Consider the following 18,597-nt stretch of genomic DNA (forward strand, 5'->3'; position numbering starts at 1 on the left):
ATTGGTTTTAACCTAACGTATAATTTTTCAGTTTAAAGACTAATTTACTCAAGGGTAATTTGAAGAGACGTCTTAATTCGAGCTGGCGTTGATCTTTATCGATGCTAATCGTAACTGTACTATCACAATATTTTTTATATAGCTTGAGCCAATCAATATGACTGTATTCGTTGGCGCGTTTTAGCTTCCTCTGTGAAATCTTTCTTAATCCTAATCCCATTGTTTGCGGATCGGCAATAATAACGTTATTAGCTAAAAAACGCTCCCAAACAATAATATCATACTGATTAACATCAAATCGATGTTTAAGCAGTGGGGTCGTATTGGGTGCTATATTTTTTAACCATATCTGACAGTAAGTTTGCTCAGCTTCAAGTACAAATGGTGTTCCCGTTACTTTTTGGGCTTGCTCAATGAGCTGCTGTGAAAAATCATGCTGATTAAATTCGGGTTGTTGCCATATTAATTTCAGATCAGCTGTACGTCCATAATAAAAGAAATCACTTGGACTCATAATAACGCGATGACCATGGGAGCTGCGCCGGAAAAGATTTGAATTGATGACAACTTTTTCGCTGAAAATTTGTTGGCCTAATTCTGTTTTAGCAAACTGTTGTTGGATTGCAACAAATTGACTTCCGTCTAAAAAGTTATCACTGCGTAATTTAACAGCATAAGGAGTAGTGACCGCGGCTAAACCCGCTTGAGTTGATACTATTTGACGTTGGTAGTTGAGTGGGCAAAATCCATCGTGGTTTTGACCCGGATCTTGACTGATAATTAACTGATCGTAATCAAGGCCACTCAAATCTTGATCTGGCCATGTTGATAAAATAATTCTAGCGCCAGGCAAGTGAGTTCGAATACTGCTGAGGCTGCGCTGAGTTATTCCTTCTTCATGGTGAGTTCGGCCTTGATAATTTTGTACTGGACCTTGAACCACAACCGTAATTTGTTGAAAAGTATTATTCATGGGGAGCTCCCAAGAATGCTTTGTACTCTTCTGGAACACCACAAAATATGACGTCGTTGTTATCAATTAAATGATAGTGAATTGCATGGTTGGCTGCAATAAGATCATTATAAAGTGGCGCGATATACAGCTCGCCTTTTGCCCATTCTGTTTGTGGTTTGGCTAAGTATTGTTGATAGGCTTGGTTAAATAATTGGCAATCAGCAAAATAATACAGACCGGTACTACATAAATCAGAGATTGGTTCTTTTTCGGTTGTTTTTATTACGCGCGATGAGCTGTCATTTTCAGCTAGAGCAAAAGACCAATTATCCCCGTGACCTTTAAAAACCTCTAAATAACCATCCCATTTTTCAATCTCAGCAGGATAGCGAAATCCTAGCCTAAAAGTATCGATATTGAAGATAGTCACAGAGCCTTGGTAATTAGGTAATGATTGTAAACCAAGGTACACAGTTTCAGCTTGGCCACGAGTCGGCTTATCAAGTACAAAAATATGTGCGTCTTTAATGTTTAAGCGTGCAATTTCTTGTTCGACAAATGCAACAGTGTTATGGACATCTCGCACAATAAATAAAAATGATTCCGTCGCAAAATAATGCGAAAAGCTATTGATGGCATGTGCAAAAAGTGTTTCGCCATGTGCATTTAACATGTATTTGGGTTGTGTAAATCCCGCATTAAAAAAGCGTGAACTCAGTCCTGCCATTGGAATAACAATCATGATTTTGAATCCAGAATTAATTGATATAAGCGAAATGCATTCGCCATTAATGCTTGTTGACGCATAGGATCATCAGCATGTAACGGTAACATTGAAAGAAATAATTGAATTTGCATGGCGTATAACGCATTTTCATCTAATTGATAATGCTGTTTTATCGACGCAATAAATAATTGTTGAATCGGCAAAATATGCGGTGGTGTATCTATGGTAAATGAAATGTGTTGTTGTGTTATCTTTACGTCATAGTAACCAGCAATAATCCAATCATATAAGCCTAGAATTGAATGGCTTAGTTTCGCTAAATCATAGCGAGTATCACCGTAGATAGTGAGTTCATTATTTAGATCTATACCTCGAGGATCAATGGTCTTAATTCTTCCCATTCTGAAGTCATATAAAATATTACTAAAACAAAAATCGCCATGTAATACCGTTGCAGGGGTATTTTTTGTTGGTAAATATTGTTGACTCAATGTGAGTAATTGCTCAAATGATGCTGAAAATTGATCGTTATAGTGCCACTGTTGTTGAAAATTAAGGTTATGGCTTAAACAATATTCCGTTAAGCGTTGCGTGGTTTTCTCTTCAAATAGTGCGGTCAAACTTGAACCTTGAGTCGTATTCTCAGGTGCAGAGTGTTGCTGGCAACTATTAATAAAATCAAAACAACTATCGAGGATTTGTTGCCATACTAATTGCGGTAATTTAGAAAAAACAAATAACTCATTGAGTGCAGTATAGTGTAAATATTCGAGTTGATAAGATACGTGATTTGCTTGCTGCTGAAAGCCTAAAAATTGAGGTAAAAATATACGCAATGGTGCTGGAATATGATCAAACCACAGAGCTTCAGCCAGTATTTTTTGTTTTTTAGAGCTAGATTTTGTGATCCATTTTTCATTAATTTCTAATTGGTTAAATGCACGTTGGGTCGTGAATTTAGCTTTTGAACGGTAATAGGTATTTAAATGGCCAAAATCAAGCCAATCAGTAACGGGCATAGCCGTTAGGCCATATTTTTGATGATAGAAATTTAAGCTTTCAATGAAATCCCAATGTGCCATTGTCAATGATTTAAGCAGCTGATGTGGATGGCTAAAGTGAAAGTAACCGCAGACCGCGAGTGTTTGATTGAGTTGTTCGCGGTTGGTGACGGTATTAAGCCACTGAGAGTTATCATTAGAAATTACCGCCCAATCATAACTATTTTCGACTGGAGCAATAGTAATGATATTTTTATCTGTTGGTAAATTTGGCAATAATGTATCACCAAATAAAATACTTAGTGATTGGTCGGGCGTGTAATCAGCCAGTGTGAGCGCTGATACTAAAGATGCACCAAGGGATAAACCATCAGGAATATATAATAATGTCACATGATGGTCGGCTAACCACTGTAAATCATGTGGTTCTGGGGCAAAACTTTCTGGCACACTTAAATAAACATGCTTATTCGTTGGGGCACTTTTTACTTGGTGCTGAAAAAGACGTCGGTTACCAAGCGGTAAAAACGATGGCGGCAGTGCACCAAATTCAGATTCTAGTTCTTGACCAATGTAAGCTGCTGACATGATTAAGAACATATTTTTTCCTTATCAAGCAGCGCATTAATTTCATCAAGTGATAATGAAGTAAATTCAGATGGGCGAATGGCTTTATCATCAATGTAAAATCCTTCATGTCCGCACCAAGGTTTACCAACTAAAATTTCATCATAAGGAACCTGATGTTTATTCAACCAAGCAGTAATAATCGGTAAAGTGTGAATATTAATTTGGCCGATATTGCCATTGTAAGTTCGCATATTACGAGCGGTACTGATCGTAATAGTAAAACCTTGACGATGATAATGTTGTAATTGCGCAATAACTTCTAGATTAGGGGCAACATTTTCGTAATCATTGGTATTGGCTAATGTAATTGTGCCATCGAGATCAACAATCAGTTTTTTCATTATAATTGTGGCCTTTATTATTTCTGTTGAAGGATACGGTTAAAATACGCGATATGGTTACGCACCGTTTCTGTGGCATTAAATTCAAGGTCTAACTTTTCTTTTGCTGCAACACTAAACTGGTGGATTTTATTTTTATCATTAATCAGTTTATTCATTGCTGCTGCAAATGCGGCCGCATCGCCAACAGGAACAACATATCCCGTTTTACCATCATCAACTAATTCTGGTGAACCGCCTGTTGTTGTAACAACCGACGTGGTGCCATTTGCCATCGCTTCTATAATAGTACGCGGTAAGCCTTCACCACTGATTGACGGTTGTACTTGAAAATCCGCCATCGCCATAATCGAAGGGACATCTTGACGATGACCGATGATGTGAATACGTTCAGCCATTGGGCTTTGTTTTATTTCATCAAAATGAGGTTCAAAACCACTACCGATAAGCAATAGATGAAAATGAGGGTTTTTTATGTGGTGAGTCGCTTCAATCAGCACCGATATGCCTTTGCTGGGTCTAACGTGTGCCGCACATACCGCTATAATATCGTCATCAGTAAGATTAAAGCTATCTCGAGTGGTTGGATCTACGTTATACCATGCTAATTGATGGCCTTTATAAATAGTCACCACATTATCGGGGTTACACAGTACATGTTGACGAACGTCATCACGTACTGCATTTGAAACGCAAATAACACCTTGAACTTTGGGATGAAGATGAGTGAGATAAGCCGTAGGGTCATGGCGATATAGCCCACCTGTGGTTCCACGGTAAGTGATCATCTTTGCTTGAGTACCAATACAGGCAAAAGCTGCATTAGGAATAGTTTTTGAATTAAAGCCATAGCAAATGTCGTACTTACCTGTTTTTAGTTCATGGTGCAATGTACGTATAGTTTTAGGACAGATTTTCTTGGTAGGATAACAATCAATGATTTTAATTCCATGATCTCGAAAGCGAGCGACGTAGTCAGCATCACCTTGAGTGGCAACTGTTACTTGATGTCCTTGCTTCACCATTTGAATAAACATTTCCGCTTCAGGGCGAACGCTGTTCCATGCATGGTTATATGAGCTAGCAACTAGAATTTTCATTGTTATCTCTTAAATGTCATTTGAAGGATGAATTTAATATTGGCTGATTCACGGCGCATTAATTCTTTGAGATTAAAGATCTCGCGTTTTATTTTACAACGTAAGCTGCGAGGTGCTTTTTTGCCATAGCCAATGTCAGAATCAAAAACGGGGTCATTGGTTAAGCAGGCTGGTACTGTGCCATAGCATTCTAGTTGATTGACCCAAAATCGATCCATATAAATATCGACAGCCATATACCATTTATTGGAATGTTGTAATAGTTTTTGTGCACCAGAGGGAGTGAGTAAATACCCGGTTGCACTCATATGACCTTTGCTGAATTTATAAATACTCGTATTAGACAGAATCATTTGCTTGAGCTTGAAAAAGCTAGGTCTTTTATTATCAAACAGACGAATACATTCATATTTTTTTGTCAGTAATTCAATGTTATTAATAATATCCATAAATGGTTTTGGATAAATCAGTGCATCATCTTCTAAAATAATAATTGGATGATTTAATTCAACACATTTTTGCCATAATAAATAATGACTAGCATAACAACCAAGTTGACCTTTACTTAGGGACTTGCCTCGATAGGCTTGGCTTAATTGATCATCATACATAGCAAATAGCGGATGATTATCTTTATGACCATTAACCGCATCAAAAAAGGTATAATTCAGGCCTAATTGATCTAATTGTTGACTGATGTTTTCCTTTCGATGAACTGATGATGGAATATTAATAATAAAAATATTAGTCATGGTTTACATGCTCATTGTTTGAGGTTGTTGTAAAACACCCAAGCCAAAAAAGATACATAAAAATAGTTTGTCCGTGATTAAACGGAACATCAGTTAAAGACGCGACAGCAAATAATGACACTAAACTTATAGTTATATAGCGTTGTAATGGCGACGCACTTTTTAATAAACGTAATGGTAGGATAAAAAGACAAAGCAGTAGTATTAAGCCAATAATCCCTTTTTTAACAATATAATCTATAAATTGATTATGAAAGTGTGCTGGTTGGTAAGTATATAACACTTGAGATATACGGCCTTGATGAAACAGTTTATCTAGTACCTGTATATATTGATCACCTTGACCGAGTAGTTCATGATGTTCAATTATCATCGGGGCTGATTGCCACATTTGTAATCGTAATCCAATTGAAGTGTTCATATTACCCGATTTGATATCATTATATTCTTGTTGTGTCTGTGATAATCGCTGATATATTAGAGGCTTACTGATGACTGAAACGCCAATAATCACAACAAAAGCGAGCATTATACTGCGCCAAGTGATTTTTATTTTTTTAGTCGTCATAAAGACAATTAATATTACGGCAAGTGCAAAGATGAAACCAAGCCAAACACCTCGGCTTTCGGTAATAATCAGTCCATAACTACTGAGTATAAAGGCCAAGAAGGTAACTGTTTTTTCTTTATTGTTAGTTAATGTTAGGCTGAGACTTAATGCGATCACGCTAATACTAGCAATTAACGTACCGTAAGGTATTGCATTTATAGGCCAAGTATCACGACTCCAATGCATATAAATCATACAATAATAAGTGACGCAAAAACTGATTAAGGCACTAATAACAGTAAGCCAAATAATGAGTTTTTGGGTTAATAGTGACGATGGGAAAATCGCGACTAGTAGGGTCGCAGCTATAAAAGCTCTTATTTCACGAGAGCTTAGGCCATGATAAACATATGAGAATAAAAAATAGCCACAAATTATAAACAGTAGCCATAGTAATTTATTGGTTGATAAATTATGTTTTAATGTTGTGGCACCATAAACAATTAATGTAGTTATTAAGGATATAATAACCATTGCTACCATGGTTTTATCACCATTACGTAATATTAGCATTCCTGTCGATAGCCAAATAAAAGGTAATAATATTAGTCCATTAATTAAATGTTTTTTAAACATGTCATTCTCAATTATAAGGTTTTTCATTATTATTTGGACGCGTCTTCAACAAGCGTAAAATCCACATGTATTGTTCTGGGCGCTGATTAACATATTGTTCAATACATTGATTCATCATTCGCGCATCTTGTTCTTCTGTCTCTGCAGGGAAGGGCTGTGCAGGATAAAAGTCCAATTCATACATGCCAGTTTCACTGTTGTACATTGCAAATAACGGTACAATTTTAGCGCGGCTTAATTTTGATAAGCGACCAAGACCTGCCATTGTCGCTTTGGTGGTACCAAAGAAATCAACGAATACACTGTGCTCTGGACCTAAGTCTTCATCTGGTAAGTAGTAACCTAAATAACCTTCTCGAATGGACTTAATAAACGGCTTAATACCACCACTTCGCTCATAAACACGACCACCATATTGCACCCGTTGGCGATGCATAAGCCAATCAGAAACTGGGTTCTTTTGTTTTTTTGCCATTGCTGAAACGGGTAATCCGCGCGATGCTAACAGTACTGCTGGAATATCAATTGCCCAAGTATGCGGTACCAACAAAATGACACTTTGCTGCTGCTCTGTAAGGCTGGTGAGGTTTTCCATGCCACGAATAACGGTATGTTGTTCAAGCCATGCTTTATTACGCACTGATAGTGATGCGAATCCAGACAGAAAGCTGCCGGCAGTGATCAGGTTTTGCAATAAAATATGTTCGCGTTCAGCGTCTGATTTTTCAGGGAAACACATCTTTAGATTGACGCGCGCGCGATGGTTGGCGCCACTTTTTAGTTTGATAGCTTGTTTTGCAAAAACAGTCGCTAATGAACGTCGTGCACCATGAGGCAGTAAGCTCAATAGTGAAGCAATCATCACTGCGAGCCATGTTCCCCAATAACGCGGGTGCACAAAAGACCACTCAAACTGAGGGTTATATGCTTGCTTGTCGTAATGGTTTTTAGTCATATGAATTACATCTATCTCACGAAGTTATAGTGTTGGCGAATATCTGCCATCATGTATTTGAGTACTTATGTTTTCGTTATTATTACGGTCATCTTGTTTATATTCTACCTTTATTAAACAGGAGAGAAAATGACAACGTAGTTAACCATTATGTTGGTGTATCCGTAGTAATAAATCATTCACTTAATGAAGATGATCCCTCTTTATAGGATGAAATAAAGGCATGGTTTTTATAGCTTCACTAAGTGGATAAACACTAAATTATGATAACATTATATTCACTGCAAGGGCGAAGGATGATGATGAAATGAAAACCCGAGATCGAATTATTCATGCAGCATTAGCGTTGTTTAATGAGGATGGTGAACCTAGTGTGACCACTAATCATATTGCTGCTGATTTAGGGATCAGCCCCGGTAATTTGTATTATCATTTTCGTAATAAAGAGCAAATTATTCATTGTATATTTGACCAATATGCCATTGATTTAAAGGTGAGTTTTGAACCTGTTGCTGTGGTAGAGGCGATTGAGGCAAGCTTGTTACGTTATCTTGATGCGGTATTTTTATTGATGTGGCGTTACCGTTTCTTCTATGCCAATTTACCGGATATTTTACGTCGAGATGCTGTTCTTCAAGATAAATATTTGGCAGTGCAGACTCAGTTACAGGTTAATATTAGCCAGATAATGATTAATTTTCGTGATGCTGGTCTACTTGCACTTGCTGATATTGATCTAAAAGTATTAGCTGATACGCTAAAGTTGGTCGCTTCATCTTGGATCAGCTATCAAACCACTCAAGCACCAGGGGCTAAAATTACTCAAACAGTGATTTATCATGGTGTTCAACAAATGCTAAATATTGTACGACCACTAGCAACAGAGTTAGGTCAGCAGCGGGTTGCTTCCTTACAGCACTATTATTTAGAGCAAGAACAACAGTATTTAGAACAACAACAAAAGATCACTACCCGTGGTTTGTGATAAAAAAAGGTTGGCTCATGGCCAACCTTTTTAGTTTAAATGCTTAATCTAGCGCGTTAACCATGGTCGAGGATCGACGGGCGTGCCTTTACGGCGGATTTGGAAATATAATCCGGGTTGTTCTTGGCCACCACTGTCACCCACTAAGGCTATCGGCTCCCCAGCTTGCACTGAATCACCAATCTTTCTGAGTAGCGTTTGGTTATAACCATAGAAACTCATATCACCTTTACCGTGATCAATGGCAATCATTAAGCCGTAACCACGCAGCCAATCGGCAAAGACGACTTTACCTGAGTATATCGCTTTGACTTGGCTACCAATCGGTTGACTGATGACCATCCCTTTCCAATGCAGTTCACGTTGTAATGGCGCGCCATAATTGTGAATGATGGGTCCGCGAAGGGGCCATTGCAGTTTACCTTTATAGCGTGCTAATCCATCCATTGGTACTTGCATTTTAGCGTAGCGTGCTTTGAGTTGTTTTGCTTGTGCTTCTGCAATCGCTCGTGCTTTTGCCTCTTTCGCTGCTGCAATACGGGCTTGAGCTTCGGCTTCAGCTTTTGCGCGTGCTGCGGCTTCAGCTTTTGCTCGAGCAATAGCTTCTGCTTTCGCTTTGGCAATTGCCTTGAGCATGTTTTGCTCATCCGCTCGTAAATCAGCGAGAGCCTCAGTACTGGTATGGATCTGTGATTTTATTTTATTTAGTGTTTGTTGACGCGATTGCTGTTGGCTATCAAGTTTTTGTTTTTGCTGGTTAAGTTCAGCTAGAGCTTGTTGGCGTTCAGCTTTTTGTTCTGCAAGGGTATGGATTTTAAGTTGTAATTCTGTTTTGGTCGCATCCAGTGCATCAATAGCGGATGCGCGTGCTTTGCTGACATACTCGGCATAGGTTGTCATACGGTCTAATTTTGCCGTATTTTCACCACTGAGCAGATTGGCTAGATCACTATTATTTCCTTGGCGGTATTGCGCATTGATTAGCGTTTTTAATACACCAATTTGTTGCTGTTGCTGTTGTTGTAGTTGCTGTTGTTGCTGTTCTAACTTGGCAATTGATTGGGTTATTGTTGTCAATTGGTCATTAGTTTGGTGGATTTTATTGGCAGTTTGAGCGATATCCAGTTCGTGTTGTTTAAGTTGTTTTTGTAATACAGCATAGTTTTGCTGTTTACTATCCAGCTGATTTTTTTGGCGTGATATTTCCTGTTTTACGCCATCAAGCTGTTTTTGACTGGATGCTGCACATGGGGCTGCAAATACCACGCATAGAAAAGCGCCAGTGCATAAAGCACTGGCGCGGATTTTTAGGTTGAGGTGTCTATTAATAATATCCCGCATGGGATAATTATTTCAGATTGTATAGCACCTGACCAGACATCTCTGCAGGGATTTCGATATCTGTTAGCGATAGCATAGTTGGTGCTAGATCAGATAGCTTACCGTTTGGCTTAAGATCAAGGTCTTTATTACCCACGTAAATTAATGGCACTGGTAAGTTAGTGTGTGCAGTATGGATACCACCGGTTTCAGGGTTAACCATCATTTCTGCGTTACCGTGATCGGCAGTAATTAATAACTGACCATCCATTTCTTTGATTGCAGCGACAACTTGACCAATACAGCTATCAAGTGCTTCACACGCTTTAACAGCAGCATCGTAAACGCCAGTGTGACCAACCATATCACCGTTAGGGTAGTTACAGATAATAACGTCAAATTCGCCGCTCTTAATTGCAGCAACTAATTTTTCAGTTAGCTCTGGTGAGCTCATTTCAGGTTGAAGATCGTAAGTTGCCACTTTTGGTGATGCAACGAGTGAACGAGATTCACCGTCAAATTCATCTTCTTTACCGCCATTAAAGAAGAAAGTTACGTGTGCGTATTTTTCTGTTTCAGAAATACGTAGCTGTTTTTTACCTTTCTTCGATAGCCACTCACCTAATGTGTTTTCTAGGCTTGCTGGTGCGAAAGCTGTGGTTAGCTCAATGTCTGCAGCATATTGTGTTAGCATTACGAAATCAGCTAATTGAGGGAACTGAGCACGAGCAAAGCTAGTGAAGTTAGGCTCAAATGTACGAGTGATTTCACGTGCACGGTCAGCACGGTAGTTCATGAAGATAACGCTATCGCCATCAGCCATGATTGCTGCTTCTTGGCCTTCAGCACGTAGTTCAGTTGCTTTAACGAACTCATCATTCTCGCCACGCTCATAAGCGGCCGCTAGACCTTCAGTTGCGTTAGTAAAGGTAAATTCACCTTTAGCAGCAGTTAGTAAGTTGTAAGCAACTTCAACGCGATCCCAGTTGTTATCACGATCCATTGCGTAGTAACGACCTACAAGAGAAGCGGTACGGCCTTTACCTAGTTTTGCAAATAGGGCATCGAAACGCTCTAGTGAGTGCTGCGCGCTACGTGGTGGTGTATCACGACCATCAAGGAATGCATGTAGGTAAATTTTCTCTGCACCACGGTTAGCAGCCATTTCAATTGCTGCTGCAATGTGGTCTTCGTGGCTGTGTACGCCACCTGGAGATACAAGGCCTAGAATATGAACCGCTTTACCTGTATTTACTGCTTTATCAATAGCATTAACAAGCGCTTCATTTTCAAAGAATTCACCATCGCCAATGGCTTTAGTAATGCGAGTAAGATCTTGATATACCACACGGCCAGCACCAATATTGGTATGACCCACTTCAGAGTTACCCATTTGGCCTTCAGGTAGACCTACTTCTAGGCCTGACGCTGCGATAAGTGTATTGGGATTGTTCGCCATTAACGCATCCATTACGGGTGTGTTAGCGTTTGCAATCGCATTATTTGAGTTATCTTCGCGGTAGCCCCAGCCATCTAAAATAACAAGTGCAAGTGGTTTCTTCGCAGACATATCCTGTCCCTCTTCGAATTAAATAAAATACATCAATTACCTTAATAGGCTCAGTGTTCTAAATACCTTTTAAGGTAATTGATATAATAATTATCACGATTTTACTACAAAAGCACATCAAAGCAGTAGCAGTAGATGCAACTAAATCTTTGCTTGCTTGTTTGTACTCCCCGTCGAATATAGGCATTTATTCATTAAAGTGTAAGCTCTGGATCACAGTTTTTTTCTATTTCATTGATAGGTCATCAGTCAATAAGCTTTTATACTCAAGGTCGCTGTTACAAGATCAGCAACCTAGGTATACTCACAGTCATTTTTTTAAACCGTAATATCATGGCTTGCGATAGCGAACCATGACAACAGAGTAAAGTAAATGCATCAATATATTGAATTTTTAACAAGTAACCCTGTTTTATCATTGGCTTGGATTGGTATTGTTATCGCACTAATTAGCATGATGGTAAAAGAGAAAAATGCTAAATATAAAACAATTGGCATTAATGAAGCGACGGCATTAGTCAATAACGAAGAGGGCGTATTCCTTGATATTCGTAGCCGTGATGAGTTCCGTAAAGGTCATATTGTAGGTTCAGTTCACATTTTACCAAGTCAAATCCAACGTCAAAACACCCCAGAGCTTGAAAAACACAAAGCTGCCCCAATTATTGTTATATGTAAGACGGGTCAAGTAGCGCAAGAGACTGCAAACCAACTAAGTAAAGATGGTTTTACTAACGTTAACGTTTTAAAAGACGGTCTTATTGCTTGGAATGAAGCTAACTTACCGCTTGTTGCAAGCAAGAAAAAATAATTTTATTCGATGTGATTTTGCAGTGTTATGAATGTGAAATGACGATCTAAATTGATGCAGCCTGTGGAATGCACAGTTGCTAGTATAATTAATAACTCGTGGTAGCGAGTATTTATAAAGGACTCCAAAAATGGCTGAAGCAGCAAATACCGAAGCACAACAAAACTTCCAAATTCAACGCGTATTCCTAAAAGATGTGTCTTTTGAAGCGCCAAATTCACCAGACGTTTTCCAAAAAGAATGGAATCCTGATGTGAAATTGGATCTTGATACTCAAAGCCGTGAATTAGCTGAAGGTGTATATGAAGTGGTACTTCGTCTAACTGTAACGGTTAAGAACGAAGAAGAAAATGCATTCCTATGTGAAGTACAACAAGGTGGTATTTTCACTGTTGCTGGTATGGAAGCGCCACAACTAGCACATTGTCTAGGTGCGTTCTGCCCGAATATCCTATTCCCATATGCACGTGAAACAATCTCTAGCCTAGTGGTTAAAGGTACGTTCCCACAATTGAACCTAGCACCAGTAAACTTTGATGCTTTATTCATGAACTACTTAGAAAACCAAGCTGAAGCAAATACTGCTAATTCAGAAGCTTAATTTGTAAAAGTGACCAATATAATGAACGTTAATAATACGATTTCGATGGCAGTGTTAGGCGCTGGATCTTACGGGACAGCATTAGCAATTGCATTAGCCAGAAATGGTGCCAATGTCATTTTGTGGGGCCATGAGCCGCACCATATGGCGCAATTGGAAATCGATCGTGCCAATGAAGCGTTTCTTCCTGGGGTAAGCTTTCCTGAGTCGTTAATTTTAACGTCAGACTTGCAAGCAGCCATTCAAGGTAGTCGTGATGTGTTAGTTGTTGTACCAAGCCATGTTTTTGGTGGCGTATTAGCACAAATTAAACCTTTCTTGCGTCCAGATTCTCGTATCTGTTGGGCAACGAAGGGATTAGAACCTGATACAGGGCGTCTACTTAAAGATGTTGCAGTTGAGGTGTTGGGTGATCAAATACCACTTGCGGTATTGTCTGGACCAACTTTTGCGAAAGAGTTAGCTGCAGGTATGCCTACTGCGATTGCTGTTTCTTCACCTGATACTGATTTTGTGGCTGATTTACAACAAAAAATTCATTGTGATAAGACATTCCGTGTCTATAGCAACAGTGATTTTATTGGAATGCAGCTGGGTGGCGCAGTTAAAAATGTGATCGCGATTGGTGCAGGAATGTCTGATGGTATTGGCTTTGGTGCCAATGCCCGTACGGCGTTAATTACCCGTGGTTTAGCTGAAATGTGCCGTTTGGGAGCCGCGCTTGGTGCGCAACCAGAAACCTTTATGGGAATGGCAGGTTTGGGTGATTTAGTTTTGACATGTACTGATAATCAGTCCCGTAATCGCCGCTTTGGTTTAGCGCTCGGTCATGGCTGTAGTGTTGAACAAGCTCAGCAAGATATTGGTCAAGTAGTAGAAGGTTATCGTAATACCAAAGAAGTGTGGTTATTAGCACAACGCCATCAGGTTGAAATGCCAATTACCGAACAAATTTATCAAGTACTTTATCTTGGTAAAGACGCTCGAGAAGCAGCAAAAGATTTACTCGCACGTGAGAAAAAGTACGAATAAAGTTGCTTGTTCAGGGTGATAACTGATATCTATAAAATAACGCGAGCTTAGGCTCGCGTTATTTTTTATAACTGTACTAAAATACAATAACGTTCAGTATTTTTGATTGTGTAACGTATACCCTATTAAAGCGCCTATTAATTGATGATTAATGATGGCATTGGTTTGATTAATATAAAGAAGTGGAACCGAGGGACTCGTGAAGGAATGTCAGCAATATCAGTTATGGTTAGAGATCGAGCAAGAAGCACGACAACAAGCCGAACAAGAACCTATGCTTGCCAGTTTTTATCATGCCACAATTATTAAGCATGAAAATTTAGCGTCAGCATTGAGTTATATCTTAGCCAATAAACTGGCAACACCCTCGATGCCAGCAATGGCAGTACGTGAGGTAATAGAAGAAGCATTCGTTAGTGATAGTAATATTGTTGAAGCTGCCGCTTGTGATATTCGTGCGGTTGTAGAGCGTGATCCCGCCATTAATGCTTACTCTATTCCATTACTTTACCTTAAAGGTTGTCATGCTTTGCAGGGGTATCGCGTAGCCAATTGGCTATGGAAGCAAAACCGTAAAGCACTCGCGGTATATTTACAAAACCAAATATCCGTGGCTTGTCAGGTTGATGTTCACCCAGCAGCACAAATCGGTTGTGGCATCATGTTTGACCATGCGACTGGAATCGTGATCGGTGAAACCACGGTGATTGAAGATGAAGTATCGATTTTGCAAGATGTGACGTTAGGCGGTACTGGTAAAGAAAGTGGTGATCGTCACCCTAAAATTCGTCAAGGGGTAATGATCGGTGCCGGAGCTAAAGTACTGGGTAACATTGAAGTTGGTGCTGGGGCTAAAATTGGTGCATGCTCGGTGGTATTAGAACCAGTACCACCACATACGACGGTTGCTGGTGTGCCCGCAATTATTGTTGGTCGTCCTAAAACGGCAAAGCCTGCAACTGAGATGGATCAACAGTTTAATGGCAGTGATGACGTATTTAATCATATTGACTAAGTGATAATGATTAATTTATAAGTCATTAATATCATGAATAAAAAAGGCGATCGAATGATCGCCTTTTTGGTGCTCATTGATTAAAAATGCTAAATAGAGCCATTAAAATCTAATTGACGCCATGCTTCAAACGCAATAATCGCGACAGCATTTGAAAGATTTAAGCTGCGGCTATCGGGTTGCATTGGAATACGAAGTCGTTGTTCCAATGGTAGGCTGGCAATAAATTCAGCGGGTAAGCCACGAGTTTCAGGACCAAAAAGTAACACATCACCTTCGCCAAATTTCGCATTAACATGGTAGTTAGTGGTTTTAGTCGTACAAGCAAAAATACGACGTCCCGCCATCGCTTCCATAAATGCATCAAAGTTTTTATGGCGGTAAACATGGGTTAGATCATGATAGTCTAAACCTGCCCGACGTAATTTCTTTTCTTCTAAATCAAATCCAAGTGGCTCAATTAAATGTAAGTTGGCACCACAATTAGCACTAAGGCGAATAATATTGCCAGTGTTGGGGGCGATTTCAGGTTCATATAACGCAATATCAAACATAGTTATTCAGCTTCATTTGGTGCAAAAAGAGGTCATATTGTGACAAGCGTAACGGCAACAAGCAATCATCTTTATACGTAAGGTTAACCTTGTGTCTTAACGGGCTAACGGTAGTGTCATACTGATCCGTAAACCACCTAATGGACTTGATGTTGCTTTGATATTGCCACTATGCTGCCGTAATGCACTTTCTGTTATCGCTAATCCTAAGCCCGTTCCACCACTACTACGATCGCGGGCAGTTGAAACGCGATAAAAGGGCCTAAAAATATCATCAAGTTCATCATTAGGCACACCTTCACCATTATCATCAATGGTGATCAGTAATTGCTGTTGTTGAGGCGTAAAGGTAACTTCAATAACGTTATTGCCATATTTAATTGCATTACGAATAACGTTTTCTAAGGCACTAATTAATAAATTTGGGTTGCCTTTTAATGGCCAAGCTTGAAGTTGATTATAGGTTAATGTTTTATGGTGTTGTTCTGCTTCAAAGCGGGCATCTTCCAACATTTCATACCATAAGCTGTGACTGTCGATGATTTGTTGTTGTTGATGACTATTGACCTGCATACGAGATAGCTCTAATAGCTCACTGATCATTTTTTCTAATCGTTCTGCTTCAGTATCAATGCGGGATAGTTCGTTACTTTGACCTTGTTTGCGTTGTGCTAAAGCTGTCGCCATACGCAATCGCGTTAAGGGGGAGCGTAATTCATGTGAAATATCAGATAACAACCGTTGTTGACCGCTAATAATATTGTTAAGTGCATCAACCATTTGATTAAAACTGGCTCCCGCTTGTTTAAACTCTTGAGGCCCTTGTTCTAAGGTCGGATCCGCTTCAAATTCTCCGCGGGCTACCCGTTCAGCGGCTTGTTGTAAGCGTCGTGCTGGACGGGTGACAGCCCATGCCAGCCATAATAAAAAAGGCGTACTGACTAACATCGTAAATAATAATAATTTAAAGGGTTTATCCATTATTTGAACGAAGAAGGGCGGAGAGCCGCGCCATACCTGACCACGATACATATACAATGATTGTTGTTCAGTGGTGATCTCAAATGGACCCGCAATGAGCCAGCGTCCATAAAGTCGTTGTTGAGGTTTACTTGGATTATCGGCAATCGTAATAAAATTACGCAGCGCTTTAGTGTGTTTTTGTGGCGCAATAATATCGCCATCAATGGTTGTAAAATAAAGTTGACTACGATGGTTATCTCGGCGATGCGTCAGGGTTTTTATTCGTGTAATAAGGCTAGTATGACTTGATGGCGAGGGGGTATTTAAACGTTGATTGATTTGCTCTGCTTGAGATTGAAAACGCACTAATTGATGATCAGGTATCGTTTGTACTGAGCGTGGATCATATTGAAACATCAAGACGAGAGTGATGACGACCACTAATAATGTGGTCCAGAATATAGCGAAAATACGCCCATAAAGGTGAGTAAACCCAGGGATTTTCATTAGATAGCCTCAATTAATAAATAACCTTTACCACGCAAGGTTTTTATTAGCGGTTTGCCATCGCTACGCATGGGTAATTTTTTACGTAAATTTGAAACGTGCATATCTATTGCGCGATCAAATTGAGCAAAACGTTTTCCAAGTACTTCAAGGCTTAACTCTTCTTTTGCAATAATCTTACCTGGGTGTTGAACAAAATAGCTTAGAAGTGCGAATTCGGTACCCGTCATTTCAATCGGCTGTTGATTGTATAGTACTTCTTGTCGACCAGGATAAATGGTGAGATCTTGATAGATAAGGCATTCATTGTGATTGGCTTTTGTTTCGGTATTTGGTTGAGTTCGTCTTAGCACCGCTCGCATACGTGCCAGTAATTCACGATCACTAAAGGGTTTCGGTAAATAATCATCAGCACCAAGTTCAAGTCCGAGTACGCGATCAATTTCATCACCTTTAGCGGTTAACATCATCACCGGAGTGGTGTGTTTTTCTCGTAAACGGCGTAACATTTCGGTGCCATTCATTTTTGGCATCATCACATCAAGTAAGATTAAATCAATACTGTTGTCGATTTTTGCTAGCCCTTCAAGACCATTATTCGCTTCTTCTACCTCAAACCCTTCTAGTTCAAGAATATCTTTAAGAAGTGCGGTTAGTTCTATATCGTCATCAACTAAGAGAATTTTTGCCATAATGGTGTCCTGAAATGCAAAGGGGGTTACTCAATCAAGTTGGCTTAGTATCGCTAATCTTTGCTGGTACGCCAAGTTAAGCTGCATTAGCTTTACGCTAGTTTACATTTGCTAGACAGCATTTTACTTTCCAGCCGTTATGATAACTACCAAGCCATATACGATGGCAATTTATTCAATGATAGTGCTGGAGAAACAACGATGAAAATATTTAATAAAACACTTGTTATCGCAATGGCATTGCCATTAGCACTGGGTTCTATGTCTGCATTTGCAGGCCAAGATCATCAAGATCACCAAGGCCGAATGATGAAAGGTCATCATGGTGGCAAAATTTTTAGTCAGTTAGATCTTACTGCTGCCCAACAACAAGAAATGAAAACGTTACGCCAAGCGAATCGTAGCGAGCATCAAGCACAGCGAGTAGAGAATCATAAAACGATGTTGGCTGAGCGTCAGCAATTAGATAAGTTGGTATTAGCGAGTAATTTTGATGAATCAGCAGTACGTGCCATTGCTGAAAAGATGTCACAGCAACAGGTTGAACGCCGTGTGGCAATGCTAGAACAACGTCATAAGATGGTTAATATTTTGACGCCAGAGCAGAAGCAGAAATATGCTGAACTACAGCAACAACGAGCTGAAAAGCATTTAATGCGATTAGAGGCTAAAAATAGTCACTAAACATCAATAGATAAGCGTTCGACGCCATCCATTAGCCATAGTCTTTACTGTGGCTTTTTTTGTTTTTGATATTAAGTTTATTATTCGGTGATTTTTTTAAGATCTTTACTCTGAAATGGCCTCAGAATAAAGCAGTGATTGTATTTTTATGGTAGGTTTCGTTATTAATTTTTATCATAAAACAGCTATACTGCGTGATATTAGCTATTGTCTACA

Annotated in this window: 19 protein-coding genes; 6 read left to right on the forward strand and 13 right to left on the reverse strand. The window is 39.4% G+C overall.

The window, feature by feature from the left end; genetic code table 11:
• Window positions 1-7 precede the first annotated feature (7 nt).
• The 8 genes from C9I86_RS07120 to lpxM are packed head-to-tail and all read right to left on the reverse strand — an operon-like array spanning window position 8 to window position 7,647.
• Entirely contained in the window at window positions 8-973 is a 966-nt protein-coding gene (locus C9I86_RS07120; RefSeq protein WP_107276014.1) for a WavE lipopolysaccharide synthesis family protein, read from the reverse strand.
• A complete protein-coding gene (locus C9I86_RS07125) occupies window positions 966-1,697 on the reverse strand; it encodes a glycosyltransferase family 2 protein (protein WP_080158795.1) in 732 nt (243 codons plus the stop codon). The genes C9I86_RS07120 and C9I86_RS07125 overlap by 8 nt, the downstream gene beginning before the upstream one ends.
• Entirely contained in the window at window positions 1,694-3,283 is a 1,590-nt protein-coding gene (locus C9I86_RS07130) for a capsular biosynthesis protein (protein WP_080158794.1), read from the reverse strand. The genes C9I86_RS07125 and C9I86_RS07130 overlap by 4 nt, the downstream gene beginning before the upstream one ends.
• Entirely contained in the window at window positions 3,274-3,654 is a 381-nt protein-coding gene (locus tag C9I86_RS07135) for an HAD hydrolase family protein (protein ID WP_080158793.1), read from the reverse strand. The genes C9I86_RS07130 and C9I86_RS07135 overlap by 10 nt, the downstream gene beginning before the upstream one ends.
• A gap of 17 nt (window positions 3,655-3,671) precedes the next feature.
• Complete coding sequence (locus C9I86_RS07140; RefSeq protein WP_107276015.1) at window positions 3,672-4,754, reverse strand: glycosyltransferase family 4 protein; 1,083 nt, start codon at window positions 4,752-4,754, stop codon at window positions 3,672-3,674.
• A 2-nt stretch (window positions 4,755-4,756) separates the two neighbouring features.
• Window positions 4,757-5,506, reverse strand: a complete 750-nt coding sequence (locus C9I86_RS07145) for a glycosyltransferase family 25 protein (RefSeq protein WP_107276016.1) — start codon at window positions 5,504-5,506, stop codon at window positions 4,757-4,759.
• On the reverse strand, window positions 5,499-6,692 hold the full coding sequence (locus tag C9I86_RS07150; RefSeq protein WP_158258930.1) for an O-antigen ligase: 1,194 nt from the start codon (window positions 6,690-6,692) through the stop codon (window positions 5,499-5,501). The genes C9I86_RS07145 and C9I86_RS07150 overlap by 8 nt, the downstream gene beginning before the upstream one ends.
• 7 nt (window positions 6,693-6,699) lie before the next feature.
• Complete coding sequence (gene lpxM, locus C9I86_RS07155) at window positions 6,700-7,647, reverse strand: lauroyl-Kdo(2)-lipid IV(A) myristoyltransferase (RefSeq protein WP_107276018.1); 948 nt, start codon at window positions 7,645-7,647, stop codon at window positions 6,700-6,702.
• Window positions 7,648-7,954: 307 nt separating this feature from the next.
• On the opposite strand from lpxM, the gene C9I86_RS07160 reads away from it, so the two are divergent.
• Window positions 7,955-8,632 (forward strand): TetR/AcrR family transcriptional regulator, encoded by a 678-nt coding sequence (locus tag C9I86_RS07160; protein WP_080158788.1) that lies wholly within the window; start codon window positions 7,955-7,957, stop codon window positions 8,630-8,632.
• A 48-nt stretch (window positions 8,633-8,680) separates the two neighbouring features.
• Here the strand turns inward: C9I86_RS07160 and envC are convergent, their stop codons facing one another.
• Both envC and gpmM read right to left on the reverse strand, forming a co-directional pair.
• Window positions 8,681-9,973, reverse strand: a complete 1,293-nt coding sequence (envC, locus tag C9I86_RS07165; RefSeq protein ID WP_199190756.1) for a murein hydrolase activator EnvC — start codon at window positions 9,971-9,973, stop codon at window positions 8,681-8,683.
• A gap of 7 nt (window positions 9,974-9,980) precedes the next feature.
• Window positions 9,981-11,522 carry a 2,3-bisphosphoglycerate-independent phosphoglycerate mutase gene (gene gpmM, locus C9I86_RS07170; protein WP_107276019.1) on the reverse strand — a complete coding sequence of 514 codons (1,542 nt, stop codon included), beginning with the start codon at window positions 11,520-11,522 and terminating at the stop codon, window positions 9,981-9,983.
• Between the two features lie 373 nt (window positions 11,523-11,895).
• Here gpmM and C9I86_RS07175 point away from each other — a divergent pair, with 373 nt between their 5' ends.
• From C9I86_RS07175 to cysE, 4 genes are all read left to right on the forward strand, one after another.
• The gene (locus C9I86_RS07175; RefSeq protein ID WP_080158786.1) at window positions 11,896-12,333 is read left to right on the forward strand and encodes a rhodanese-like domain-containing protein; all 438 of its coding nucleotides are present in this window, start codon (window positions 11,896-11,898) and stop codon (window positions 12,331-12,333) included.
• Between the two features lie 130 nt (window positions 12,334-12,463).
• Entirely contained in the window at window positions 12,464-12,934 is a 471-nt protein-coding gene (gene secB, locus C9I86_RS07180) for a protein-export chaperone SecB (RefSeq protein ID WP_060997786.1), read from the forward strand.
• Window positions 12,935-12,955: 21 nt separating this feature from the next.
• Window positions 12,956-13,966, forward strand: coding sequence for an NAD(P)H-dependent glycerol-3-phosphate dehydrogenase (gene gpsA / locus C9I86_RS07185; RefSeq protein WP_107276020.1), 1,011 nt, complete (start codon window positions 12,956-12,958; stop codon window positions 13,964-13,966).
• A 199-nt stretch (window positions 13,967-14,165) separates the two neighbouring features.
• Window positions 14,166-14,981: a serine O-acetyltransferase gene (gene cysE, locus C9I86_RS07190; protein WP_080158785.1), complete on the forward strand. Its 816-nt coding sequence runs from the start codon at window positions 14,166-14,168 to the stop codon at window positions 14,979-14,981.
• Window positions 14,982-15,070: 89 nt separating this feature from the next.
• Here the strand turns inward: cysE and C9I86_RS07195 are convergent, their stop codons facing one another.
• From C9I86_RS07195 to C9I86_RS07205, 3 genes are all read right to left on the reverse strand, one after another.
• The gene (locus C9I86_RS07195; RefSeq protein WP_080158784.1) at window positions 15,071-15,535 is read right to left on the reverse strand and encodes a tRNA (cytidine(34)-2'-O)-methyltransferase; all 465 of its coding nucleotides are present in this window, start codon (window positions 15,533-15,535) and stop codon (window positions 15,071-15,073) included.
• 96 nt (window positions 15,536-15,631) lie between these two features.
• The gene (gene cpxA, locus C9I86_RS07200; RefSeq protein WP_080158783.1) at window positions 15,632-17,005 is read right to left on the reverse strand and encodes an envelope stress sensor histidine kinase CpxA; all 1,374 of its coding nucleotides are present in this window, start codon (window positions 17,003-17,005) and stop codon (window positions 15,632-15,634) included.
• Window positions 17,005-17,697, reverse strand: a complete 693-nt coding sequence (locus C9I86_RS07205) for a response regulator (RefSeq protein ID WP_107276021.1) — start codon at window positions 17,695-17,697, stop codon at window positions 17,005-17,007. Before C9I86_RS07205 ends, cpxA begins: the two co-directional genes overlap by 1 nt.
• Window positions 17,698-17,898: 201 nt before the next feature.
• On the opposite strand from C9I86_RS07205, the gene C9I86_RS07210 reads away from it, so the two are divergent.
• Window positions 17,899-18,381, forward strand: a complete 483-nt coding sequence (locus C9I86_RS07210) for a CpxP family protein (RefSeq protein WP_107276022.1) — start codon at window positions 17,899-17,901, stop codon at window positions 18,379-18,381.
• Window positions 18,382-18,597 lie beyond the last annotated feature (216 nt).

The organism is Photobacterium sp. NCIMB 13483, from assembly GCF_003025475.1.
GTDB lineage: Bacteria > Pseudomonadota > Gammaproteobacteria > Enterobacterales > Vibrionaceae > Photobacterium > Photobacterium piscicola.